Annotated in this window: 23 protein-coding genes; 9 read left to right on the forward strand and 14 right to left on the reverse strand. The window is 65.6% G+C overall.

Annotation, left to right across the window (positions count from 1 at the left end; genetic code table 11):
• Nucleotides 1-49: 49 nt before the first annotated feature.
• From H7A12_08065 to H7A12_08075, 3 genes are read right to left on the reverse strand one after another with little or no spacing between them, the layout of a single operon-like run.
• A complete protein-coding gene (locus tag H7A12_08065; protein MCP5320764.1) occupies nt 50-880 on the reverse strand; it encodes an undecaprenyl-diphosphate phosphatase in 831 nt (276 codons plus the stop codon).
• 11 nt (nt 881-891) lie between these two features.
• Nucleotides 892-1,647 (reverse strand): SDR family oxidoreductase, encoded by a 756-nt coding sequence (locus H7A12_08070; GenBank protein MCP5320765.1) that lies wholly within the window; start codon nt 1,645-1,647, stop codon nt 892-894.
• A gap of 57 nt (nt 1,648-1,704) precedes the next feature.
• Complete coding sequence (locus tag H7A12_08075) at nt 1,705-2,097, reverse strand: TM2 domain-containing protein (GenBank protein MCP5320766.1); 393 nt, start codon at nt 2,095-2,097, stop codon at nt 1,705-1,707.
• 89 nt (nt 2,098-2,186) lie between these two features.
• On the opposite strand from H7A12_08075, the gene H7A12_08080 reads away from it, so the two are divergent.
• Nucleotides 2,187-4,883, forward strand: coding sequence for a bifunctional acetate--CoA ligase family protein/GNAT family N-acetyltransferase (locus tag H7A12_08080; GenBank protein ID MCP5320767.1), 2,697 nt, complete (start codon nt 2,187-2,189; stop codon nt 4,881-4,883).
• Between the two features lie 12 nt (nt 4,884-4,895).
• Here the strand turns inward: H7A12_08080 and H7A12_08085 are convergent, their stop codons facing one another.
• Nucleotides 4,896-5,483, reverse strand: coding sequence for a thioredoxin family protein (locus tag H7A12_08085; GenBank protein MCP5320768.1), 588 nt, complete (start codon nt 5,481-5,483; stop codon nt 4,896-4,898).
• 27 nt (nt 5,484-5,510) lie between these two features.
• Here H7A12_08085 and H7A12_08090 point away from each other — a divergent pair, with 27 nt between their 5' ends.
• Nucleotides 5,511-5,900, forward strand: coding sequence for a nuclear transport factor 2 family protein (locus H7A12_08090; protein MCP5320769.1), 390 nt, complete (start codon nt 5,511-5,513; stop codon nt 5,898-5,900).
• A gap of 49 nt (nt 5,901-5,949) precedes the next feature.
• Here H7A12_08090 and H7A12_08095 read toward each other — a convergent pair whose 3' ends face one another.
• Entirely contained in the window at nt 5,950-6,987 is a 1,038-nt protein-coding gene (locus tag H7A12_08095; protein MCP5320770.1) for a tRNA pseudouridine(13) synthase TruD, read from the reverse strand.
• 96 nt (nt 6,988-7,083) lie between these two features.
• The gene (locus H7A12_08100) at nt 7,084-8,577 is read right to left on the reverse strand and encodes a Ppx/GppA family phosphatase (GenBank protein ID MCP5320771.1); all 1,494 of its coding nucleotides are present in this window, start codon (nt 8,575-8,577) and stop codon (nt 7,084-7,086) included.
• A 145-nt stretch (nt 8,578-8,722) separates the two neighbouring features.
• Here H7A12_08100 and ppk1 point away from each other — a divergent pair, with 145 nt between their 5' ends.
• Nucleotides 8,723-10,825 carry a polyphosphate kinase 1 gene (ppk1, locus tag H7A12_08105; GenBank protein ID MCP5320772.1) on the forward strand — a complete coding sequence of 701 codons (2,103 nt, stop codon included), beginning with the start codon at nt 8,723-8,725 and terminating at the stop codon, nt 10,823-10,825.
• Here the strand turns inward: ppk1 and H7A12_08110 are convergent.
• A complete protein-coding gene (locus H7A12_08110) occupies nt 10,822-11,139 on the reverse strand; it encodes a BolA/IbaG family iron-sulfur metabolism protein (protein MCP5320773.1) in 318 nt (105 codons plus the stop codon). The genes ppk1 and H7A12_08110 overlap by 4 nt on opposite strands.
• Before the next feature lie 103 nt (nt 11,140-11,242).
• Between H7A12_08110 and H7A12_08115 the strand changes: the two genes are divergently transcribed.
• The gene (locus H7A12_08115; GenBank protein MCP5320774.1) at nt 11,243-12,559 is read left to right on the forward strand and encodes a tRNA 5-hydroxyuridine modification protein YegQ; all 1,317 of its coding nucleotides are present in this window, start codon (nt 11,243-11,245) and stop codon (nt 12,557-12,559) included.
• A 68-nt stretch (nt 12,560-12,627) separates the two neighbouring features.
• Here the strand turns inward: H7A12_08115 and trxA are convergent, their stop codons facing one another.
• From trxA to H7A12_08140, 5 genes are all read right to left on the reverse strand, one after another.
• Nucleotides 12,628-13,482, reverse strand: a complete 855-nt coding sequence (trxA, locus tag H7A12_08120) for a thioredoxin (GenBank protein ID MCP5320775.1) — start codon at nt 13,480-13,482, stop codon at nt 12,628-12,630.
• Between the two features lie 142 nt (nt 13,483-13,624).
• Nucleotides 13,625-13,837 (reverse strand): hypothetical protein, encoded by a 213-nt coding sequence (locus tag H7A12_08125; GenBank protein MCP5320776.1) that lies wholly within the window; start codon nt 13,835-13,837, stop codon nt 13,625-13,627.
• Between the two features lie 235 nt (nt 13,838-14,072).
• The gene (locus H7A12_08130; GenBank protein ID MCP5320777.1) at nt 14,073-16,226 is read right to left on the reverse strand and encodes an enoyl-CoA hydratase/isomerase family protein; all 2,154 of its coding nucleotides are present in this window, start codon (nt 16,224-16,226) and stop codon (nt 14,073-14,075) included.
• Between the two features lie 44 nt (nt 16,227-16,270).
• Entirely contained in the window at nt 16,271-17,473 is a 1,203-nt protein-coding gene (locus H7A12_08135) for an acetyl-CoA C-acetyltransferase (GenBank protein ID MCP5320778.1), read from the reverse strand.
• Between the two features lie 147 nt (nt 17,474-17,620).
• Nucleotides 17,621-18,700 (reverse strand): AraC family transcriptional regulator, encoded by a 1,080-nt coding sequence (locus H7A12_08140; protein ID MCP5320779.1) that lies wholly within the window; start codon nt 18,698-18,700, stop codon nt 17,621-17,623.
• A gap of 150 nt (nt 18,701-18,850) precedes the next feature.
• Between H7A12_08140 and H7A12_08145 the strand changes: the two genes are divergently transcribed.
• Entirely contained in the window at nt 18,851-19,384 is a 534-nt protein-coding gene (locus H7A12_08145) for a hypothetical protein (protein ID MCP5320780.1), read from the forward strand.
• On the opposite strand, the gene H7A12_08150 is transcribed toward H7A12_08145, so the two are convergent.
• On the reverse strand, nt 19,353-20,777 hold the full coding sequence (locus H7A12_08150) for a HAMP domain-containing histidine kinase (protein ID MCP5320781.1): 1,425 nt from the start codon (nt 20,775-20,777) through the stop codon (nt 19,353-19,355). The two genes, H7A12_08145 and H7A12_08150, sit on opposite strands and share 32 nt — an antisense overlap.
• A complete protein-coding gene (locus tag H7A12_08155) occupies nt 20,749-21,441 on the reverse strand; it encodes a response regulator transcription factor (protein ID MCP5320782.1) in 693 nt (230 codons plus the stop codon). Before H7A12_08155 ends, H7A12_08150 begins: the two co-directional genes overlap by 29 nt.
• A gap of 198 nt (nt 21,442-21,639) precedes the next feature.
• Here H7A12_08155 and H7A12_08160 point away from each other — a divergent pair, with 198 nt between their 5' ends.
• From H7A12_08160 to H7A12_08175, 4 genes are all read left to right on the forward strand, one after another.
• Nucleotides 21,640-22,116, forward strand: a complete 477-nt coding sequence (locus H7A12_08160; protein ID MCP5320783.1) for an RDD family protein — start codon at nt 21,640-21,642, stop codon at nt 22,114-22,116.
• Nucleotides 22,117-22,327: 211 nt separating this feature from the next.
• Complete coding sequence (locus tag H7A12_08165; GenBank protein ID MCP5320784.1) at nt 22,328-23,848, forward strand: leucyl aminopeptidase; 1,521 nt, start codon at nt 22,328-22,330, stop codon at nt 23,846-23,848.
• On the forward strand, nt 23,845-24,303 hold the full coding sequence (locus H7A12_08170; GenBank protein ID MCP5320785.1) for a DNA polymerase III subunit chi: 459 nt from the start codon (nt 23,845-23,847) through the stop codon (nt 24,301-24,303). Before H7A12_08165 ends, H7A12_08170 begins: the two co-directional genes overlap by 4 nt.
• Nucleotides 24,293-24,622 carry a hypothetical protein gene (locus H7A12_08175; protein MCP5320786.1) on the forward strand — a complete coding sequence of 110 codons (330 nt, stop codon included), beginning with the start codon at nt 24,293-24,295 and terminating at the stop codon, nt 24,620-24,622. Before H7A12_08170 ends, H7A12_08175 begins: the two co-directional genes overlap by 11 nt.
• Nucleotides 24,623-24,679: the final 57 nt, after the last annotated feature.

Here is a 24,679-nt window from a genome sequence, read left to right on the forward strand (position 1 = left end):
ATGATAGAGCCGTGCCGCGACGGCTGGCCAGCAGTGCGGCCCGGCCGGCTCAGGGTGGTGCCTGCGACCAGTCGACCAGGGCGAAGCGCCAGGTCACGAGGACCAGCAGACCGAACGCGATGCGGTACCACGCGAATACGGCGTAGGAATGTCCGGCCACGAAGCGCAGCAGCGCCCGCACCGCGATCATTGCGCACACGAAGGACGTGACGAACCCGACGGTGAATACCGGCAGGTCGGAGGCGAGGAACTGATCGCGGTAACGATAAGCCGAGTAGACCGCGGCACCGACCATCGTCGGCATGGCCAGGAAGAACGAGAATTCCGTTGCCGCGCGCCGCGACAGGCCGAACAGCAGACCACCGATGATCGTGGCACCGGAACGCGAGGTCCCGGGTATCAGCGCCAGACACTGGGCGCAGCCGATCTTCAGCGCATGCCTCCAGTCCATCAGATCGACCGCATCGATCCCGCTGCGGTGTTCGCGCCGTTCGACCCAGAGGATCACCAGACCGCCGACGACCAGTGCCATCGCCACCGACGGCGGGTTGAACAGGCGCTGCGTGATCAGATCGGAGAACAGCACACCGAGCACCGCCGCCGGAATGAAGGCGAGCAGCAGATTCACCGTGAAACGCTGTGCCTGCGCAGAGCGCGGCAGATCGCGCACCACGCCGACGATACGCGCCCGGTACTCCCACATCACGGCAAGGATCGCGCCAAGCTGGATGATGATGTTGAACGCGGCAGCACGCTCACCCGTGAAGCCGATCAGGTCGGCAACGATGATCTGGTGTCCGGTACTGGATACCGGAATGAACTCGGTAAGGCCTTCGACCACACCGAGCAACAGCGCCTGCAGCAGCGACCACGAATCCATGGCGTGGGCGTTCAGCGCAAAAAGGCTTCACCACCGTCGAGCGGCAGCGTATGGCCCGTGATATAGCGCGCGTCGGGCCCGCACAGGAACGCGACCGCCCGGCCGATATCGACCTCGCAGTCACCGACACGCCCCAGCGGCACCAGGCGCAGCAGCGCAGCCGCCTCCTGCGGATAAGCCGCAGTCCACGCGTCCATCGCCGGCGACATCGCCAGCGGCAGGATGCAGTTGACACGGATACCGTCCGGACCCCATTCGACCGCCGCCGCCCTCGTCAGTGCCCGGATCGCTTCCTTGGCTGCGGTATACGCGCCAAGACCTGCGGCACCCGGGCGCATGGCCGCCGACGAACCGAGATTCACCACACAGCCTCCATCACGCAGGTAGCGATGGCAGGCACGCATGAAGCGCAGCGTCGCCAGCGGACCCGAATCCATTCCGGCCTGGTAATGCTCTTCGGAAAACTCGAGGATCCTCCCGAGCGCGACCACCTGGGCGTTGTTGACCAGGATGTCGACCGTGCCGAACGCGTCCACCGTGGACTGCACGCAGCGTTCGATGTCCGCGGCGATCATCACGTCACAGACGACCGGCAAGGCACTGCCGCCCCGCTGCGTGATCTCGGCACAGGTCTCGAGCAGCTTGCCCTCGGTGCGTCCGGCCGCGACCACCCGCGCGCCTTCCGCGGCGAGCGCGAGTGCAATACCGCGTCCCACCCCCTGCCCCGCCCCCGTGACCAGCGCGACCTTGCCTGCCAGAGTCCCCATGATCCGTCTCCCGTCCGCCACGTGCCCGCACCGTCACCGCACCCCGAAGCGTCCGCGCTACGCGCCGAGTTCGTCGATCTGCCGGTTGAGTGTCCAGTAATCGTAAAGAACCCCGAGCATGAACAGCCCGCCGGTGAACAGGTACAGCAGCCCGCTCAGCCACTTGCCCATGTAGAAGCGGTGCACGCCGAAGACGCCGAGAAAGGTCAGCAGCAGCCAGCTCACGTTATAGCCGACCGGACCCGTGCGATAGCGACGCTCCGCATCCCTGTCCATGCCGGGGATCAGGAACAGGTCGATGATCCAGCCGATACCGAGCAACCCCAGGGTGCAGAACCAGATGGTGCCACTGACCGGCTTTCCATAATAGAACCGGTGCGCTCCCATGAAACCGAAGATCCACAGCAGGTAGCCCATCGGTACCGAATGCGTCTGCCCGCCTGCGCTCATCGTCCCCACCCCCTTGCAACGACGCCGTAGTGTAGCCAATCCAGGTCCAGATGCACCTTCTGCGACACGAATTCGCTACACTCCGTCGCATGACGATACGCAACCTCGACAAACTCCTGGCGCCCTCCTCGGTGGCGGTGATCGGCGCCAGCGAACGTGCCGGCAGCATCGGCAACGTACTGACACGCAACCTGCTGGCCGGAGGCTTCGCGGGTCCGATCTGGGCGGTGAACCCGCGCCACGGTGGCGCCAGCGTGCTCGGCGTCCCGTGTTTTGCGTCCGTGGCCGAACTGCCGGCAGCGCCGGATCTGGCCGTGATCGTGACGCCGGCCGCGAGTGCGCCCGGACTCGTCGCCGCGCTCGGCGCACGCGGCACCCGAGCCGTGATCGTGATCAGCGCAACCCCCGAGGGAGCGCAAGGCAAGGCGATCAAGACGGCGATCCTCGAAGCGGCACGCCCGTACACACTGCGCGTCGTCGGGCCGAACTGTCTCGGCATGATGGTGCCGGGGATCGGCCTCGACGCGAGCTTCTCGCATCTGGCTCCACTGGCGGGACGACTGGCGTTCGTGACCCAGTCGGGCGCGATCGTGACCTCGATGATCGACTGGGCGCACGCACGTGGCATCGGTTTCTCGCAGGTGCTGTCGCTCGGCGACATGAGCGACGTCGACATCGGCGACATGCTCGATTACCTCGCCAACGACGCCGCAAGCGACGCGGTGCTGCTCTATGTCGAGTCCGTGAGCAGCGCGCGCAAGTTCGTCTCCGCGGCACGTGCGGCTGCACGCACCAAGCCGGTGATCGTCGTCAAGGGCGGACGCTTCGCGGCCGGTGCACGCGCGGCGGCAACGCACACCGGTGCGATGATGGGCCGCGATGAAGTGTACGAGGCGGTGTTCCGCCGCACCGGCATCGTTCGCGTCTACACGCTGACCGAACTGTTCAACGCCGCAGAAACCTTGAGCCGCATGCGCAAGCTGCGTGGCGAGCGGCTCGCGATCCTGACCAACGGGGGCGGACTGGGGGTACTTGCAGCCGATGCGCTCGGGGCACTCGACGGCACCCTGGCCACCCTCGACGAGCAGACCGTTGCCGCACTCGATGCGATTCTGCCGCAGAACTGGTCACGCGCGAACCCGATCGACGTGATCGGCGATGCGCCCCCGGAACGCCTCGCACATGCCGCCGACATCATCGCAGCCGATCGCGGCGTGGACGCCGTACTGGTGGTGCACTGCCCCACCGCAGTCTGTCCCGGCGTCGAGGCTGCACGCGCGATTGCCGAAGTCTTTGCGCCACGGCGCACGACGCAACTGCTGACGAGCTGGGTCGGCGGCGCAACCGCGCTGGCTGCACGTGAGGCATTCAGTGCAGCCGGCATCCCGACCTACCCGACGCCCGAACAGGCGGTCCGCGGCTTCATGCACGCGGTCGCCCACGCACGCGGCCAACGCATCCTGATGGAAACGCCGGAGCTCGCACCGCTGACGCGCACACCCGAAATCCGTGTGGTCGCCGAACTGCTCGCACAGGCACGCCGTGAAGGACGCGAGTGGCTGGACAGCAGCGCCACGCGGCGTGTGCTGCAGGCCTATGGTTTTCCGGTAGTCGAAGCGTTCCATGTCGAATCACCTGCGGAGGCCGCTGCAGCGGCTGCACGCATCGCGGCTCCCGTGGCGCTGAAGATCCGTTCGCCGGACATACCGCACAAGACCGACTTCGGCGGCGTGGTGCTCGACCTGGCCGACCCCGAGGCAACCCGTGCCGCTGCCGAGGCGATGCGCACGAGCATCACGGCACGATTGCCGGGCGCACGCATCGAGGGTTTCAGCGTCGAGCGCATGGTGCATCGTCGCGGCGCCTACGAGCTCATCATCGGCATGAGTTCGGACCCGCAGTTCGGCCCGGTGCTGGTGTTCGGCCACGGCGGTACGGCAACCGAGACGATCGCCGATACCGCACTCGCCTTGCCGCCGCTGAACATGCACCTCGCGCGCACGCTGATCACCCGCACACGCATCGCACGACTGCTCGGCGGAGCGCGCGGCATGCCGGCGGCAAACCTCGATGCGATCGCGCTCGCGCTGGTAAGGCTGTCGCAGCTCGTGTGCGACTTCGGCGAAATCGCCGAAATGGAGATCAACCCGCTGCTCGCGGACGTGCACGACGTAGTGGCCATAGACGCGCGCATCCGCCTCGGCGAGGCCACCGACGCGGGAACCGCTCGCCTGGCGATCAAGCCCTATCCGCGTGAACTCGAGGAAGACGTGCCACTTGCCGACGGGCGGGTGCTGTGGCTGCGCCCGGTGCTGCCGGAAGACGAGCCGTCACTGCGCCGGGCCTTCGAGAGCCTGAACGCGGACGAGATCTACCTGCGCTTCTTCGCTCCGATCAAGGCGATGTCGCACGCGATGGCCGCACGCTTCACGCAGATCGACTACGACCGCCAGATGGTGCTGATCCTGACCGATCATGGCGCGCCGGGAACGACCGAATTCTACGGATCGGTCAATATCGTCTGCGACCCTGACCTGCAACGCGCGGAGTATGCGATCCTGGTGCGCCACGACATGACCGGAATGGGTCTTGGTACGCTCCTGATGCGCCGCATCATCGCCTACGCACGCGGGCGCGGCATCGCTGAAATCTTCGGCGATGTGCTGGTGCAGAACCACAGCATGCTGAATCTCTGCACGCAACTCGGTTTCCGCATCGAGGCTTCCAGCGGAGACCCCGGCGTGGTCACGGTGCGCCTGGATCTGGGCAGCGCACGCACCGACTGATCCGACTCGCACTCAGTGTCGATGCCAGGCTGCGGCAAACTTGCGGATCAGCCCGGTGTCGTATTTCGCGTCGGCGATCAGCACATCGGCATCGACCGATGCGAGTACGTGTCCGTCGGTCTCGACCACGAAGAAGTGGGGAAACAGCTCGAACTCGGGGAATGCGGCGAGGAAGGCCTCGTTGGTGTTGTCATCGCCGTAGTACACCCGCAGCAGCTCGAACTCGCCGTACAGCGTGCGCGCCGCTTCGGCGTCGGAACGCAGATGGCGATCGAGCAGGAAGCACCACACGCACCAGTCTCCACCGACCATGACCAGCACGCGCTTGTCGCTGGCCGCAGCCGCCGCAAGCGCGCGCCGCAGGTCACCTGCCGGATCACGGGCGGCATCGAAGCGCAGCGAGTAGTCGGCGGGCCCCTGATCCGCCCCGGTGCGTGTTGCGCTCGGCGCAGCCGCAGTGCCCTGCGCGTGCGACGGCAGCGCCTGCGCCAGCATCAGCAGCAGTGCCAGGACCGGGAACGACCACAGAAAAACACGCCACGGCGGCACACGCGCGGCCCGGTTCGCGACAATTGCCTTACAATCTCTCGACCGATACATCATCCAACCATCCTGCGGAGGCTACCCATGGCACTGAACCTCGAAGACTGTCATGCAATCGAGCAACTCCTGCATCGCTATTGCCACAACGCTGACTACAGCCTGCCCGAAGCGATGCGCGCAATCTTCACCGAAGATGCGGTATTCGAGCTCGGGGCGATGAACGTGCGCTGCGAAGGCTTCGAAGCGATCCTCGCCTTCTTCCAGAATGCGCGCGGCTCGATACCGCCGGCGCAGCATGTTATCAACAACCTCGTCCTCGAGGGAGACGGTGATTCGGCGCAATCCTCCTGCTACATACAGGTGATCACCACCGTCGATGGCGAGCCACGGATCATGATGACCGGACGCTACATCGACACCCTGCAGCGCACGGCGGACGGCTGGCGACTCGCACGGCGCATCGTCAGCAACTGAGCACGCGCTGCCAGTCGCCCCGTGCACGGTTCCGTCGGCATGCCGGATTTCAACCGGCGCCGGCGGCGTCGTGGCATACCAGCACCTCGGCGAGCAATGTAGTGGCATAGCAGCCGGGAGGCAGGCCGAACGACAGCACGACGCCCGTCTCCCCGATCCATTCCCAGGCGAGATCGCGCGGCAACACGCGCAATGCGCGCCGCTCCTGGCGCAGCCCGGCATCGGCCAGGCCCTGTGCCAAGTCGGGAAGACGGCCCGCTGCTGCCCGCTCGAGCTCGGCAATCGCGCCGCCAGCCGGACTGTCGCCCGCACCCCACAAGGGACCCGTCGGATGCAGTTCACCGGCACGAACCCGTGCCGCGAGCGTGGCGTCGATCTCCGGCGCCGGGAAGTAGCTGCCGCGCCCATCGGGCATCAGCGCATCCCCGGCACACGCCGTGCACCAGGAGCCGTCGCCGACGCGCTCCGCCAGCACCGCATTGAAGATCGCTGCGCGAGCGGTCGACAACAGCAGACCGCGCAGCTTGCGGTCCGCGACCCGCCGGGTGCCGGCGAACCAGTCGTGCGCCAGCGCCAGGTTGTTGCCGCCACGACCGAAACGCTGCACCCCGAAATGGTTCGGCGCACCGTGCACGGCCAGTTCCGCCAGCCGCCGATCCAGCAGGGAACGCTCACCCGTGAAATCCCGCACCGCGATGCGGAACCGGTTCGCGCGCAGACCGCCGATCGCGAGCTTGCGACGACGCCGGCGCGTCTCGAGCACCTCTACCGACGGCGGCAGCCCGTCGAAGCACGGGTCTGCACGTCCCGGCAGATGCAGGCTGAACCATTGCGTGGTGAGCGCATGGCGATCCTTGCGCCCCGCATAACCGACGTCACGCACGCGGATTCCCGCTGCACGTGCAAGCAGTGAAGCGACGTGATCGGTGTTCTCGCCGGCCTTGCGCACCCGCAGCCAGAGGTGCTCTCCGCCGCTGTCGTCGTCCATCTCGATATGCTCGTCGACCACGAAATCGGCAACGGCAGCACGGATCGTGCCGCTGCCGGCCAGCGGTCCGGCCCGCGGCTGCGCGCGCTCTTCCAGCATCGAACTCATTGTCCGCGGATCCTGCAGGCGCAAGCATTCATCGACACGTTTTCCAGCCTCCGTGACACGCGCCAGACACCACGTACACACATCGCATCAGCGACTCGTCCGGATACTCAACGACGAGTCGATCGCCCCAAGGAAGGCATTCTCGGCGCGCAGATCCTCTTCGAGCAGCGGATGCCTGCGCAACCAGGTCGCGGGCAGCTCGATCTCCCAGCCGTTTCGCACCGGGACCAGGCGCAGCGCCGGCAGGCGTTGATCGACGCGCATGCGGTTGAACAGGCACGCCAGTCGCAACACCAGCACCAGCGTCCAGTCAGCCTCGAAGCCGTAGCTGTGCACCTCGGGTGTACGCAGCTTGCGGCGGTGGTTCAGCACCAGGAAGCTCAGCATCTTCTGCTCACTGCGCGAGAATCCCGGCATGTCGGCGTGTTCGAGCAGGTAGGCACCGTGCCGGTGGTAGCCGTTGTGCGAGATCGTGAGCCCCAGTTCGTGCAACTGGGCCGCAGCGACCAGCACCTGCTGCGCGAAGTTGCGCTCGGTACGCAGCCACGACAGCACCTGTGGCAACAGCACCTTCGCAAGCCGCTCGACGCGCATCGCCTGGCGGCGATCGATGTTGAACTGCCGCCCCAGGTAGTCGATCGTCTGCCGTCGCGTGTCCTCATGCTCGCCCTGGTCCGCCAGTTCGTAGAGCACACCCTCCTTCAGCGCATAATCCGACACGTGCATGCGCTCGATGTCCAGTTCGATGAACGCAGCATGCAGTATCGCCAGTCCGCCGGGAAACACCGGCGCCCGTTCGCTGCTGACCCCCAGCGCCTCCAGCGCAGCAATCCGGCGCTTGCGCAACAACCGCTCGACCAGCGCCTCGAGCGCGTCGCGCGTGATCATGTGTTCACCCGGATTGAAGCGTTCGATCAGGCTTGCCACATGGCGGATCGTACCGGAAGTGCCGACTGCTTCGTCCCAGCGCGCTGCACCGTGGCCGCCCGCAAGATGCTGGATCTCCGCACGCGCCAGCGTCAGCGCACGCTCGTAGCGTGAGCGCGTGATGCGTCCGTCGGCGAAGAATTTCTCGCTCATCGAGACACAGCCGATGAACAGGCTCTCGATGCGCTTCGCCTTGCGCCGCCCGACGATGAACTCCGTGGAGCCACCGCCGATGTCGATCACGAGTCGGCGCAGCGCATTGCTGGCATGCCCCTTGACGACGCCGAGAAAGATCAGTCGCCCTTCTTCCTGGCCGCTGATCACGTCGATCGGGACACCGATGATCTTCTCGACCCGCTCGAGAAATGCATCGGCGTTGGTGGCGGTACGCAGCGTATTGGTGGCGACCACGCGCAGGTTCGTGCGCGGAACATTGCGCAACTGCTGCGCAAACGTGGTCAGACTGTCGAGCGCACGCTGCATGGCCTTCTCGTCCAGCCTGCTGTCCTCACCGAGGCCCTGCGCCAGGCGCACCATGTCCTTGCGCCGGTCGAGCATGACGATGCGACCCGCCTCGAGCCGCCCCACCAGCAGGTGAAAGCTGTTCGATCCGAGGTCCAGCACGGCACAGACGGGACCGGTCGTCTCGTTCATGTGAGGTATTTCCGTGGTATTGCACTGAAGGCTGTAATAAAACTGCCAACGAGAGCGGTCCGACGGGCGATCGCCGACGCGCGGCGGCCCAGTTTAATCGCTGACGGTGCATTTTCAATTGTTGCCATCGAACGGCGGATTTCCGATGCCATCGAAACGCAAGACCCTTCCGCTCCATCCGAAGGAGCTCAGCTGGCTCTCGTTCAATGCACGCGTGCTGCAGGAAGCCGAGGATCCCGAAGTGCCGCTGATCGAGCGCGTGCGCTTCATGGGCATCTTTTCCAACAACCTCGACGAGTTCTACCGGGTCCGCTATGCCGATGTGCGGCGCCTCGCAGCGTTCGCCAAGGGACGCGAGAAGGCGCGCTGGGAGCAACTGCTCGACGACATCCGTGATGCAGTCGGCGACCTGCAGATGCGTTTCGATCACGTGTACCGGACCTGCCTCGCGGAGCTGCGTGCAAACAGCATCTATCTGATCGACGAGCGCCAGATCGACGAGCCGCAACGCGAATTCGTGCGCCGCTATTTCTTCGGTCGCGTGATGCCGGCGCTGTCGCCGATCATCCTCAGCGACAACTCGCCGATTCCACAGCTCGAGGACGGCTCGATCTACCTTGCGGTACGACTGCAGCTCGCGAACCAGAACAGCCGTTACGCGATCGTGAACATCCCGTCCGACCGCCTGCCACGCTTCGTCGTGCTGCCCGCACCGACCGCGCAGACCGGGCGCCAGGTGCTCATGGTACTGGACAACATCATCCGCGCCTGCCTGCCCGAGGTATTCGAAGGCGTATTCCCGATCACGCAGGCCGATGCATTCACGTTCAAGCTCACGCGCGACGCCGAACTGGAACTCGGCGAAGGCATCACGCAGAGCCTCGTCGATGCACTCGCAAGCAGCCTGAAGAAGCGCAAGCTCGGTGACCCGGTACGGCTGATCTACGACCGGCGCATGCCGACCGACATGCTCGACACGCTGGTGCGTCGCCTGCGTCTCGGCAGCTACGACAACGTGCTGCCCGGCGCACGCTACCACAACTCGAAGGATTTCATGGACTTTCCGAATCTCGGCGCGCGCTCGCTCGAGAACCGTCCGCTGCACCCGCTGAAGTCCCCGCTGATCGAGGCACAGCGCAACGTCTTTGCCGCGATCGCCGAAGGCGACATCCTGCTGAACTACCCGTACCACTCGTTCCGCTACACCGAGCAGTTGCTGAGCTCTGCGGCCATCGATCCAGGCGTGCGTTCGATCCAGGTCACGCTGTATCGCATCGCGCGCGAATCGAACATCGCGAACTCGCTGATCTGCGCCGCGCTCAACGGCAAGGACGTGCTGGCGATCGTCGAGCTGCGCGCACGCTTCGACGAGGCGGCGAACATCGACTGGGCCAAACGCCTCACCGAAGCCGGCGTGCACGTCATCTTCGGTGTCCCGGGACTCAAGGTACACGCAAAGCTGATGCTGATCGGACGCCAGGAAGGCAGCCAGTTGCGCCGCTACGCACACGTCTGCACCGGCAATTTCAACGAGAAGACTGCACGCATCTACACCGACCTCGCGCTGTTCACGGCGAATCCCGGGATCTGCGAAGACGTTCACAATGTCTTCGATTTCATCCGCCACACCTGGCAGCGCCACAAGTTCCACCACCTTGCGGTCTCACCGCTCAGCAACCGCTCTGCGCTGCTGCGACTGATCCACGCCGAGGTGCTGAGCGCGCGTGCCGGTCGCGCCGCACGGATCTTCATCAAGTGCAACAACCTGGTCGACGAGGGAATCATCGAACGGCTCTACGATGCCTCGCAGGCCGGCGTGATGATCCGCGTGATCGTGCGCGGCATGTGCGCGCTGGTGGCCGGCGTGAAAGGCATCAGCGAAAACATCGAGACGATCAGCATCGTCGACCGCTTTCTCGAGCACAGCCGCGTCTACGTATTCCACAACGACGGCGAACCGCGCTACTTCATCTCGTCAGCCGATCTGATGACGCGCAATCTGGATCATCGCGTCGAGGTCACGGTACCGATCTACGCCGCCCATGCACAGCGCCTGCTGCAGCGGCTGCTCGACACCCAGTGGGCGGACAACGTGAAGGTACGCCTGCTCGCAGCCGCGCAGGACAACGACTACCGCGAACGCGGCAACCGGCGGCGCATGCGTTCGCAGGAAGCGCTGCACCGCTTGTATCTCGAAGACCAGCAGCGTGAATTCACCGCGCTGGAAGCCCGCGGCGAGCAAGCCTAGTCGCGGCGCTTGCCGCCGCCCATGCAGTCGGGAGAATCCGGAGCACCGTCCTGTGCTCGCCACTCCTCGGGCGTATACGCGTGCACCGACAGCGCGTGTACACCGCCGGCGAGTTCGCTGGCGAGTGCGGCATGCACGCGCCGGTGTCGCTGCACGCTGCGTTCGCCGGCGAACACCGTGCTCACGACCACCACACGGAAGTGCGTCTCCGAACCAGGTGGCACGCTGTGGCGGCTGCTCTCGTTGAGCACCTCGAGGTGTTGCGGCACAAGCGCCTGCTCGAGGTGGCGCTGGATCGACTGCTGGATGCGCATCGGACGGACTTCTCCTCGCGGAACGGCCTTATTCACTGGCCCATGCAGGGCGAGGACCGGATAATAATCGTGTTCACCCCGCATACGAAACTGCAGACCTCCCATGCGCAGACCCGAGCTCCTGTCCCCTGCCGGCACGTTCAAGGCGATGCAATACGCGTTTGCCTACGGGGCCGACGCGGTCTATGCGGGTCAGCCGCGCTACAGCCTGCGCGTGCGCAACAACGACTTCAACCGCATCGAACGCCTTGCCGAGGGGATAGCCCACGCGCACGCACTCGGCAAGCAGTTCTTCGTCGCGAGCAATGTTTCCCCGCACAACGACAAGCTGCGCAGCTACCTCGCCGACATGGAACCGGTCATCGCGATGCGCCCGGACGCGCTGATCATGGCCGACCCCGGCCTGATCATGCTGGTGCGCGAACGCTGGCCGGACATGCCGGTGCATCTCTCGGTGCAGGCCAACGCGATCAACTGGGCGAGCGTGAAGTTCTGGCAGCGCATGGGCCTGACGCGCGTGATCCTCTCGCGTGAACTCGCACTCGATGAAGTCGCCGAGATCCGCCAGCACTGCCCAGACATCGAACTGGAAGTCTTCGTTCACGGCGCATTGTGCATGGCGTACTCGGGCCGTTGCCTGCTCTCGGGCTACATGACGCACCGCGACCCGAACCAGGGCGCCTGCACCAACAGTTGCCGCTGGAAATACCAGGCACACGAAGCCGTCGAGACGAGCACCGGCGACGTGGTTGCCGTGCAGGAGCCGGTGCGAAGCGATATGGGCGAGCGCATCTTCCTGTTGCAGGAGGAAGGACGGCCCGGTGAGTACATGCCTGCCTTCGAGGACGAACACGGCACCTACATCATGAATTCGCGCGATCTGCGTGCAATCCAGCACGTGCAGCGGTTGATCGAGATCGGTGTCGACTGCCTGAAGATCGAGGGACGCACCAAGTCACACTACTACGTGGCACGCACGGCACAGGCGTATCGGCGCGCGATCGACGACGCACTCGCCGGTCGCGGATTCGACATGGGACTGATGGACGAACTCGAAAAGCTTGCGAGCCGCGGCTACACGGAGGGTTTCTACCGCCGCCATCCACCGGGCGAGTACCAGAATTACGAACAGGGCGTTTCGCGCAGCGACTACCAGCAGTTCGTCGGCGAGGTACTCGGAATCGAGGCTGCTTCGGGCCGGATCACCGTTTCGGTCAACAACCGCTTCGAGGTCGGTGACCGCATGGAACTGATGTCGCCACAAGGCAACTGCGACTTCGTCCTCGGCGAACTGTGGAGCGAGGGCGGCGAAAGCCGCGAAGTGGCACCCGGTTCAGGCCATGTGGTACGCCTGCCGTTGCCGGAAGCGGCGCGATCACTGCGTGATCCGGAGTTTGCCGTCCTCGCTCGCTATCTCTGAGGCAACGAGGAGCAGCGCCGCAAGGTGCAGCGCCGCTGCACCCTGCGATTCTCCCGGGGAGTGCAGCGTCAATACATCAGCGCGAACAGCTTGCGCTGATACTCGGCTGCAAGCGGGTCGCCCTTGCCGAGCGAACGGATGATGTCGAGCAGGGTCTTGCGCGCCTCGCCGTCACGGAACTCGCGCGCGCGGCGCACGATCTCGATCAGGATCTCGAGTGCCTCGCGGGTACGGCCCGACTGGCTGAACTGCACCGCGAGCTGATAGCCGATATCCATGTCGTCCGGCTCGCGCTGATGCGCCTCGAGCAGTGCCTGCATCTCGGGAGTCTCGGCAGCCTGGCGCTTCAACTGGAGCTCGGAAAGCAGCCGTTCATAATCCGAATCGTGCTCCACCATCGGGATCGCATCGATCACGGATTGCGCGTCATCCAGCCGGTTCAGCTCGATCAGCACATCGGCATAGACCTTCGCGATATCCGCGCGCTGGCCGGAGTCCTCGTACGCGGAACGAGCCAGTGGCAACGCCGCCGCGGCCTCACCTGTCGCCAGCAGTTCCTGCGCCTGCGCGATCGTGTTGTCCCAGGGCTTCGGCAAATGCCGCTCGAGCATCGCGCGCACCGCCGATTCGGGCTGTGCACCGACGAAACCGTCGACCGGCTGGCCATCCTTCATCAGGATCACGGTCGGCAGACTGCGCACGCCGAACTGCTCCGCGATCGGCTGCAGCCGATCGCAGTCGACCTTTGCCAGCATCACCTGCCCGTCGTACTCGCGCACCAGCCTGTCGAGGATCGGCATCAGCATCTTGCACGGACTGCACCAGTCGGCCCAGAAATCGATCAGTACGGCGCGATGCCGCGACTCCTCGATCAGCATCTGCTGTGCGTTCTCACGCGTGATCTCGACCACCAGTTCGGTCATCACAGACTCCAGGAAACCATCAGTTGATCGGACCGCCGCCTCGTTCACGGCTTCACACCGGACCTGGCCTCATGGCCCGGAAAAGACGGCTGCGAGATGCGCTCGGTGCGTGACGCAGCGGCAGGAATCCGCTGCCGTACGCTCATTCGCGCGAGGATTCGTCGTCCGGCGGCTGGTTGCGCGTGCCGGTCGACTTTTGAACGAAATGATGACTCTCGACATAACTGCGCTCGAGCCACCAGGACGCCTGGGTTCCGGTACGTGGCTTGCGGCGATCCCCCGCCTTGCGCCGATTTTCGGCAATCGGTTCACTGTCTGCGCGACGATCCTGCCCGCTGCGCTTGTCTCCGAACATCGACTCACCTTCGATGCCCGGTCTGCGGCCAGTCCCCGACATCCTGTCGTCGGCGTTCTTTCTTGCCATAACCGCCATCAAGATGCTGCTACCCGAGCATTATAAACAGCAGCCGCCCCATCCTGCCAAGCAAGCTGCGCTCCCCCGCGCTGACATTCGACCAGACCCGGAGGATGCGTTACCACCTGCCACAGGACACCTGCCTGGTCGATCACTCCACGACCGCCCTGGCGTCTCAGCGGAACGTCTCTCCCTTGTCGGCCTTTTCGAGCAGCAGCCGGGGCGGCTCGAAATCCGCGCCGTAGGCGCTGGCGAGTTCGCGTGCACGCGCGACGAAACGCGGCAGCCCCCAGGCATTGATGCACTGGAACACACCACCGGTCTGCGGCGGAAAACCGATACCCATGATCGATCCGATATTGCCTTCGGCAGCGCTGGTGATCACGCCTTCCTGCATCGCACGCACCGCGTCGATGCACTGCGCAAAGATCAGCCGGTCCTTGATATCCTCGAATGGCACCTCGCGAAAACCGTTCGGCGCGAAGTGCTGCCTCATGCCCGGCCAGATTCGCTTCTTGCCGCCTTGCGGGTAATCGTAGTAGCCGGCGCCGTGGCGCTTGCCCTTGCGCCCGAAGTCTTCGACCATGCGCCGTATCAACTCCCCGGCAGGCTGCTCCTGCCAGGTCTCGCCGCGCGCCTCGACGTCGGCTTTCATCTGCAGGCCATTGCGGTAGGCGGTTTCCTGGCTGACCTCGTCGATCGCGGCCAGCGGTCCCACCGGCGATCCGTTGGCGCGCGCTGCCGCCTCGATCAGTACCGGATCGATCCCTTCGAGCACCATCGCGGCTCCCTGCGCAACGGTCTTGCCGATCACACGGGTAGTGAAGAAACCGGGGGCGTCGTTGACCACGATCGGTGTCTTGCCGAGTTGTTGCGCCAGATCGAAGGCCGCTGCGAGCGCGGCGTCACCGGTCTGTTCGCCGCAGATGATCTCGACCAGCGGCATCTTGTCCGCTGGCGAAAAGAAATGCATGCCGATGAAATTTGCCGGGCGCACCGAGACCTCGGCGAGTTCGGTGATCGGCAGGGCCGAGGTGTTGGTGGCAACCAGGGCGTCGTGGGCAAGTACCGCCTCGGCTTCGCGGGTCACACCGGCCTTGACGTCACGCAGTTCGAATACGGCCTCGATCACTGCTTCGCACGCTGCGAGATCATCGTACCTGTCCGTGGTGCGGATCAGCCCCAACAGCGCTTCCCGCTCGGTCTCGGACATGCGCTTGTTCTTCGCACAGGCCTGGCGCGCATAATCCTTGCCGCGTTCCGCCGCCGCCAGATCGACGTCCTTGAGGATCGCGACGATACCCTTGCGCGCGGCAGCGTAGGCGATGCCGGCGCCCATCTGGCCGGCGCCGAGGATGCCGAGCGTCCTGACCTTGCGTCGTGCGATTCCCGCCGGACGGCTCGCACCCTTGGCGATCGCATTCATCTGCACGAAGAAGGCCGTCATCATGTTGCGCGCCGTCTGGTCCAGCAACAGGCTCAGGAAGTAGCGCGCCTCGATCTTCTGCGCAGTATCGAAATCGACGCGCGCACAATCGACCACGGCGGCAAAGATGGCCTTCTGCGCCGGCATCACACCCTTGGTCTGGTTCATCACGTTGACCGGCCCGAGCATCACCAGGCCCTGGTTCGCCTTGCTCTCGGGTCCGCCACCCGGGATCCGGTAGCCTTCGCTGTCCCACGGCTGCCTGGCGCCCGGGTTGGCGAGCAACCAGGCGTGCGCTCGCTCGCGCATCGCGTCTTCGTCGGCTGCGATCTCGTGGATCAGCCCTTTCTCCAACGCCTTTTCGCTCTTCAGCCGCGCGCCCTGGCTGATCAGCGCGATCGCCTCCTGCATGCCCACGAGGCGCGTCGTGCGCACCACCCCGCCGGCGCCCGGCATCAGCCCGATCTGCGCTTCCGGCAGACCGACATCGACGCCCGGCAGCGCGAGACGGTAATGGCTGGCAAGCGCGATTTCAAAGCCGCCACCGAGCGCCGCGCCGTTGATCCCTACCGCAACCGGCACGCCCAGCGTCTCCAGCACGCGCAGCGGCGCCTTGGTCGCGAGAATGCCTTCGAACAGTTCCTGCTTGCGCTCGGGCGGCGGGTTCAGATCCGACTCGAGCATCTCCTTGATGTCGCCGCCGGCGAAGAACTGACCCCGCTTGCCCGAACGCAGGTAGACGCCGGCCACGCCCCCGGCGGCGACCATGCGCTGCAGTTCGGCGACCGCCGCCTTCATCGCGGCGTCGTACTCCATTCCCATCGTGTTGACGCTGGACCCCGGCTGATCGAACACCAGTTCGACGATTCCGTTGCCGACGCTGTTCAGAGTGATGTATCCCATTCCCGCTGTACTCCGCTGTGAATCGCTGCCGATGCCTGCGGCAATCAGACGCGTTCGATGATCGTTGCGATGCCGATGCCACCACCGGCGCAAAGGGTGCAGAGGCCACGGCGCAGCCCGCGCCGCTCGAGCTCGTCGAGCAAGGTGCCGAGGATCATTGCGCCGGTGGCGCCGATCGGATGCCCCATTGCAATCGCCCCGCCATTGACGTTGATGCGATCGTCGGGAATGCCGAGCAGGGCCTGGTAGCGCAGAACCACGGCGGCAAAGGCTTCGTTCAATTCGAACAGATCGATGTCATCGAGCTTCAACCCCGCCTTGGCAAGCGCCTTGCGCGTGGCCGGTGCCGGGCCTTCGAGCATGATCGTCGACTCGGTTCCCACCAGTGCCGTGGCGACGATGCGCGCGCGCGGCGTGAGCCCGAGTTCACGCCCGATGCGCTCGTTGCCGATCAGCAGCAGTCCGGCCCCGTCGACGATCCCGGAGGAGTTGCCCGGCGTGTGCACGTGTTCCACCACCTCGACCTGCGGGTAGCGGAACTTCAGCAGCTCGTCATGACCCCATTCGCCGAACTGCGCGAACGAAGGCTTCAGCCGCGCCAGATCCTCGAGGGTGGTGGCGGGGCGAATCAACTCATCGTGGTCGAGGATGGTGACTCCGTTCATGTCACGCACTGGCACCAGCGAGCGAAAACGTCCCGCGGCGCGTGCCGCCGACGCGCGCTGTTGCGACATCAGCGCGTAACGGTCGACGTCCTCGCGGCTGAAGCCGTTCAGCGTCGCGACCAGGTCGGCGCCCACGCCCTGCGAGACGAACAGGTTGCGCATCGCCACCCAGGGGTCGCCCTGCGCACCGCCACTGGCACCGATGCCGAGACGCGACATCGATTCGACGCCACCCGCGGCAACCAGATCCTCGACGCCGGCCATCACCTTGGCTGCCGCCAGGTTGACCGCATCGAGTCCGCCGGCACAGTAACGGTGGATCTGTACCCCGGCAGTCGCCTCACCCCAGCTCGAATAGGTCACCGCGGTACGCGCGATGTCCTGTCCCTGCTCACCGACGGGCTCACCGCAGGCGATGATCAGATCCTCGACGCGCGAGGTGTCGAGCGCGTTGCGCTGCTTGATCGCCTCCATGAGGTTGAGCAGCAGGTCGATCGGTTTGACCTCGTAGAGACCACCACCCGCCTTGCCCCTGCCGCGAGGGGTACGGATAGCGTCGAAAATCAGTGCGTCGTGCGCCATGTCGAACTCCGCCGATGAATGCTGGTGCGCCCGGATTCACCGGCAATTCACCGGCAGCACGGACGTACATGTTACGGATCGCAGAGAATACCGGAGACCTGCGGGGCCTCAATGGCATATCGATTCAAAGTGGGCTAACAGTTGCAATCACCGGCACGCGTTCAACGATGCGCTGGCCCGATATTCGCCGGGAGTCATTCCGGTCCACTTCTTGAACGAGCGGTAGAACGCACTCGGGTCGGTGAATCCCATCAGGATCGCCACGTCGTTGATCGACAGTTCGGATCGATTGAGGTAGTCGATCGATGCCTCGCGCCGGCAGTCGTCCTTGAGCTGCTGGAATGTGGTTCCTTCACGCTTCAGGCGCCGGCGCAATGTGGGTGCCGACATGTGCAGCAAATCGGTGATGCGGTCGAAGCTCGGAAAGCCACGGCTGAAATCGTGTCCGATCAGCGCGCGCACCTGGTCGACCAGACTCTGGTGGCCGGGGTCGGCCGGCATGATCAGCAACTGGTACGGCGCGGTACGCAGGAAGTCATGCAACGAGTCCTCGTTGTGTACCAGCGGGTAGGCCAGATAACCGGCAGGAAAATCGAACGATGGCGTCGCAGCGCCGAAACCGGGTTCGCAACCGAACAGTTGCATATAACGATCCAGGCGGGCCGGCACCTCGCCGCTCAGCGCCACACGCTCCAGCGGCAGCGGATGACCGATCAACCAGCCACAGAAACGGTGCCACATCGACAACGCACAGGCAGCTGCCGCAGCCGGCATCGGTGCCGCCGGATCGGGACCGATGCGTGCTTCCGGCGCCACGATCACCGCGAGACGCGCCGACTCGCCCGCCACCGTCAGCTGCAGTGCCAGCCGGCCGTCGTAGAAGACCTCGTGGAACTCGCTCATGCGACGGATCGCCCGCCCCAGATCCGCACATCCGAGCAGCGTGTAGCACATCATGCGGAACGCGCCGGGCTTCATTCCCATGCCACGGTGCAGACCGAAGCTCTCGTCCTGCAGCGCGGTCATCACGTAACGATACAGCCGGCTGTAGGCAAGCGCCGGAATCTCGCTGCGGTAGCCGGTAGCCGTGATATCGGCCACGTCGAAATCGAGTCCGGCAGCCTGCATCGAGCGCGCCGGATCGATCCCACGCTCGCTCAGCATGCGAGCCAGCGAGGCCGCAAACTGGGTCGGAATGACTTCGACAGCGGGTTCCTGCGGATTCATCGGTACGTCGGCAGCCAGCCGGTGGGCGTCGTGAACGGGTCCTCATTATGCCAAAGCGACTGCCACACCGACCACGCATGCCGTTGCGGTGACATATACTTCACGGCAACCCACGGCCACGACGACCTTCAGCAGCGAATCCTGCCAGCCATGCCAGAACAGTGCTTCGACATCGTGTTCCACGGTGAAACGGCGCCCGGAATCCCGCGCGAGGTCGTCGCCGGCAATCTGGCGCAACTGTTCAGGACCACGCCGGATACCGTGGCGCGCCTGCTCGACGGGAGCACCCACACGCTCAAGCGTGGACTGGACGCTGCAGCCGCCGAGCGGTATCGCTCCGCACTCGAGCGCGCCGGCGCCGTGGTGACCCTGCAACCCGCCCCGGCCGTCCCCGCAACGGCGCCGGCGCCCGCCTCTCCCGAACTGGGTCTCGCACCGGTCGGAAGCGATGTGCTGGCACCCCATGAGCGTCGCCAGATCACGGCGACGGCACCGGACACCTCGCACATCGGCCTCAACGCAGCGGGCACACGGCTTTCACCACCGGGCCCGGTGCCCCCCGAGCCACCGGATACCTCGCACCTCACGCTGGCTCCAGCGGGCAGCGTGCTCGCCGAGCCGCGCGCGGTAGCCGCTGGCGTGCAGCCGGACATCAGCGCGCTGGAGTTGCTGCCGCCGGCGTGAATTCGCCACGCAAGGGCTGGCGCGGCAGCCGCACCGTGACGCACAAGCCGGGAGCATTGTCGCCCAGTTCGACGGCCCCGCCGTGCAGATTGCCGACCGCGCGCACCAGACTCAGCCCGAGTCCGTTACCCGGATAGCCGCTGCGGCTCGCCTCGACACGGTAGAAACGCTCGAACACCCGGGTCCGCTCCGACTCCGCGATGCCCGGCCCGTCGTCGCGGAATTCGATCTCGACGGTCTCCGGCGCACAACGCATCACCACCGCCACGTGGCCGTCGACCGGCGCGTACTTGATCGCGTTGTCCAGCAGGTTCGCAAAGGCCTGGAACAGCAGATCCCGATCGAACACGCCGGGGCACGTCGGCGGCAGGTCGAGCTGCACCGCCTGGCGCTTCTCGGCAGCCAGCGGCTCGTAGAACTCGCACACGTCATGCACGATCAACGCAACGTCGGTCGGCGCAAAGCCCGAGCGCGCACTGCCGGCCTCGATCTGCGCGATGCGCAGCAACGCGTTGAATGTCGCCAGCAGATCGTCCGACTCCTGCAGCATCCCCGCCACTGCCTCGTCGCGAGCCTCATCCGCTCCGGATCCCAGGCTTGCGATGCGGTTGCGCAGGCGCGTGAGCGGTGTGCGCAAATCGTGCGCGATGTTGTCCGACAACTGCTGCAGGTTGGCCATCAGTTGCGCGATGCGGTCGAGCATGTGATTGAGGTTGACGATCAGGCGGCGGAAATCGTCGTCGCGATTGTCGTCGAGCACCGGGATCCGCTGGCTGAGATCACCCGCCAGGATCGTTGCGATGCTGTCGTTGACCTCGCCGATCAGGCGCTGCAGACGCATCGCCAGCAACGCTGCACCGATCGCCCCGACCACGATCGTCGCCAGCATCGCCTGCAGCAGCACGGTGAGCGTCAACCGCAGGAACTCGCTGATGTCCTTGTAGTGCCTCACGACCAGCAGGCGTGAACCGTCTGCCAGAAAGGTGCTGGAGCCGATGAAATCGAGCGGTGCCTGCGCTCCCGAAACCTCTTCCAGCACGTGCTCGAGCCCGACCCATTCCTTGCCTTCGCCGACCCGCTCCGGCCAGCGCGAGAGGTTGCCGGCAATCCTTTCCCCGCCGGCGTCGACCAATAAATAGAAGAGTCGCGGGAAACTTGCCGCCTGCACGCGCTCGCCGATCGCGGCGGCCGTTGCCTCCACGCCACCACCGGCATGGATGCGTCCCAAGGTCTGCTGCTCGGAGCCGATCAGCTCATTCAGTCCACGAAAATAGCCGACCGTGACCCATGCATAACCGATCGCCAGCACGACGAATACCGCCAGGCTGACCCCGGTGAGGTACAGCACCGCATAGCGGAATGTTTCAGTGTGCAGGATCCGGCTCGGGTTCATCGAGCATGTACCCCGCGCCGCGCACGGTCTTCAGCAGCGGGCGGTCGAAATCCTTGTCCAGCTTCTGTCGCAGCCGGCTGATATGCACGTCGATCACGTTGGTCTGCGGATCGAAGTGATAATCCCAGACGTTCTCGAGCAGCATCGTGCGCGTGACGACCTGCCCCGCATGCTTCATCAGGTACTCGAGAAGGCGAAACTCACGCGGCTGCAGGTTGAGCGAGCGGCCTGCGCGCACCACCTTGTGCGACAGCAGATCCATCTCGAGATCGGCGACGCGCAGGCGCGTGACGGCCGACGATGCGTCCTTGCGCCGCAACAGCACCTCGATGCGCGCCAGCAGTTCGGCAAACGCAAACGGCTTCACGAGGTAGTCATCGCCGCCCGCCTTCAGCCCCTTCACGCGGTCGTCCACTTCGCCGAGCGCGCTGAGGATCAGCGCCGGTGTGTTGTTGTCGGCTCCACGCAGGGTGCGGATGATCGACAGCCCGTCCATGCCGGGCAGCATGCGGTCGACGACGAGCGCGTCGTAATTCTCGGTGCTTGCACGCAACAGGCCGTCCTTGCCATCGCCGGTCTGGTCCACCGTGAAGCCGCTCTCGCGCAGGCCGCGCGCGATGTACTCCTGCACGCTCACGTCGTCCTCGATCACCAGAATCCGCATCGTGTCGCCCTCCCGGGCACGCCGTAGCGCCACCAGCCTGTCCATCCGCTCGCCCCTGCACGCAACCATCCTGCAGGAAATTGTGCCGGGGCAGGACTGAACGGCGTTTTGCGCCGCACTTACCTTTTGGTAACGTGCGCCGGATCCGACCCGCCGGCCACGGCTGCGGGCAATACTCGACGCCGGCGCGATACTAGCATGAGCAGCACTCCATCCGACCCGCCCGAGACGAGCACGCCGGGGCTTGCACGGCGCCTCGCAGCGATGCTCTACGACAGCTTCCTGCTGTTTGCCGTCACGTGGTGCGCCACTGCGCTGGCCGTCTTCGTACGTGTCGCACTGATCGGTACCGATGCGGTCCAGACCAGCGGCACGGCGGCCGCCTCCGGTCCGTTGCTGCAACTCGTGCTCACGCTGGCAACCGTGCTGTTCTTCGGCTGGTGCTGGACGCGGTCGGGCCAGACACTCGGCATGCAGACCTGGCGGCTACGCGTACAGCAACCCTCGGGGGCCGCCATCACGTGGCGCCAGGCGTTGCTGCGCCTGGGATGTGCCACGCTGTCGCTGCTGGCTTTCGGCGCCGGCTACTGGTGGGCGCTGATCGATCGCGATGGCTGCACCTGGCACGACCGCTGCTCGGGAACCCGCGTGGTGCTGCTGCCAAAGCGGCGCTGAAGCGACACTGTCGCAAAGGTCCCCGATCGTCGATACAGGCAGCGCGCATACAGGCAGAGCGCGGCGATGCCTTCACACCGGTGGGACGCCGTAAATGCATCCCTGCAGGCTCGAGCGCCGCATCCCTGCGCCACACGCCCTGCAAGCTTTTGCGACACCCCCTATAATCCGCCGCCAACACAAATGCCCGCGCAATCAGGCAGGAGTTCCGATGGAAATCACGACCCGACACGTCAAGGATGCCGCTGCCGAGCGCTGCGGCTGCCTGGTACTGCCGGTAGCCGATGGCGGCAAACCCTGTGGCACCACGGCCGGCGTCGACGATGCCGCGGGGGGAGCGCTGAAGCGGCTGATTCGCAACGAGCATTTCAGCGGTGCCGCCGGCAAGAGCCTGCTGCTGCACGAGGTGCCTGGAATCGCAGCCCCGCGCGTGCTGCTGCTCGGCTGCGGCGACCCGCACCAGCCCGATACGACGGCCTTGCGCAAGATGCTCCAGCATGCGCTGTCGGTGCTGCAGGCAAGTGGCACCAGCGACGCCACCTTCGTGCTGGACGATCTTGCGTCAACGGAGCGCGAACGCAACACACAGGCCCTGCAACTCGCGCTGCTCGCCGGCGCCAGCGCGTACCGCTACACCCACACCCTGTCGAAGCCCGACCCTGCGCCACGCCTGCACAAGATCGTCTTCGCAAGCACCACCAGACCCGCTGCCAGCACCGTGCGCGCACTCGCCGAGGGCCATGCGATCGCGACCGGTACCAGCCTGGCCCGCGAACTCGGCAACCTGCCGCCGAACATCTGCACGCCAGGCCACCTCGCAGACCGGGCACGCGCACTCGCAGAGGGGCACCGGAAGCTCACCTGCCGGGTACTCGACGAAAAGAAGATGGCCTCACTCGGCATGGGTGCCTTGCTGTCCGTGACTGCGGGGACCCGCGAACCGGCCAGGCTGATCGTGCTCGAGTACCGTGGTGCGGCGCGCGACGAACGGCCCCACGTACTGGTCGGCAAGGGGATCACCTTCGACTCCGGCGGCATCAGCCTGAAGCCGGGAGCCGGGATGGACGAGATGAAGTTCGACATGTGCGGCGCGGCAAGCGTGCTCGGCACGCTCGAGGCGATCGCGACGCTGCAGCCACGGCTCAACGTCGTCGGCATCGTCGCTGCGGCCGAAAACCTGCCGAGCGGCAGCGCGACACGCCCGGGTGATGTCGTGAAAAGCATGGCAGGCACCACGATCGAGGTCCTGAACACCGACGCCGAAGGCCGCCTGATCCTCTGCGATGCGCTGACCTACGCACGGCGCTTCAAGCCGCGCTCGCTGGTCGATATCGCCACGCTGACCGGAGCCTGCGTGGTTGCCCTTGGCAAGCACGCCAGCGGACTGTTCAGCAACGACGAAGAACTGGCAGCACAACTGCTCGCCGCGGGCGAAGCCACGCACGACCGTGCCTGGCGAATGCCGCTGTGGGAAGACTACCAGGAGCAGTTGAAGAGCAACTTCGCCGATGTGGCGAACGTGGGCGGACCGGGTGCCGGCAGCGTCACGGCCGCGTGCTTCCTCGCCCGCTTCACGCGCGAGCAATGCTGGGCGCACCTCGATATCGCGGGAACTGCATGGGAACAGGGCGCCAGCAAGGGGGCCACCGGTCGCCCGGTGGCGCTGCTCACGCGCTATCTGCTCGACCGTGCGGGTTCGCCGGGAAAATCCCGCAAGAGTGCCGGCGAGTGACCCGGATCGACTTCTATCTGCTGCCGGTCGCCGAACCGCACGGCAAGCTGAGCTTCGCCTGCCGGCTCGCGGAGAAGGCGTTCCGCGAGGGCTGCCAGGTACACGTGCACGCCAGCGACGCCGACGAGGCTGCAGCGATCGATGCGCTGCTGTGGTCGTTTCGCGACACCAGCTTCGTCCCCCACCGGCGCATCGACGTGGCCGCCCGCGAACCGGCGCCGGTGCTGATCGGCTGGGGCGAGGAACGCTCCGACCACCATGACGTACTGATCAACCTGACGCAGAGCGTGCCGCCGCTGTTCGGGCGCTTCGAACGTGTCGCCGAGATCGTGCTCGACGACCCGGCGCTGCGCGCCGCCAGTCGCGAACGCTGGCGTTTCTACAAGGAACGCGGCTATCCGCTCGCCCACCACGACCTCCAGCATCTGCACGGGGGAGACGCCCGTGAACCCTGAGCAGGAGAACACGCGCCGCGAGCTGCTCGACGAGCTGGACTCGCTGAGCGCCGCGCTGGAGAGTGCATGGCAGGAGATCGCACCGGGCGAGGATCCGCGCATCCCGGTACTGAGCGACGTCGTCGAAGTCAGCGCGGCGGCGCAAGCGGACGGACCCTCCGTCGCGGCGGACAAGGTCGCGCCGATTTCCGACGACGCCGTGGCCTGTCTCGTCGACGAGCTGCTTGCCCAATGGCTGCCCGTGATCGAAGCCGAACTGCGCACACGCCTGCAGGAGCACGCCAGGGCCCGTTTGGCGCCTGAAGACGGGGCCACCTAGAATCGCCGCTTCATCCACATCGCGGGTCCGAGCGAGCACCGCGAGCCAAGAACCGGA

Source organism: Pseudomonadales bacterium (assembly GCA_024234165.1).
Lineage (GTDB): Bacteria > Pseudomonadota > Gammaproteobacteria > Pseudomonadales > UBA5518 > UBA5518.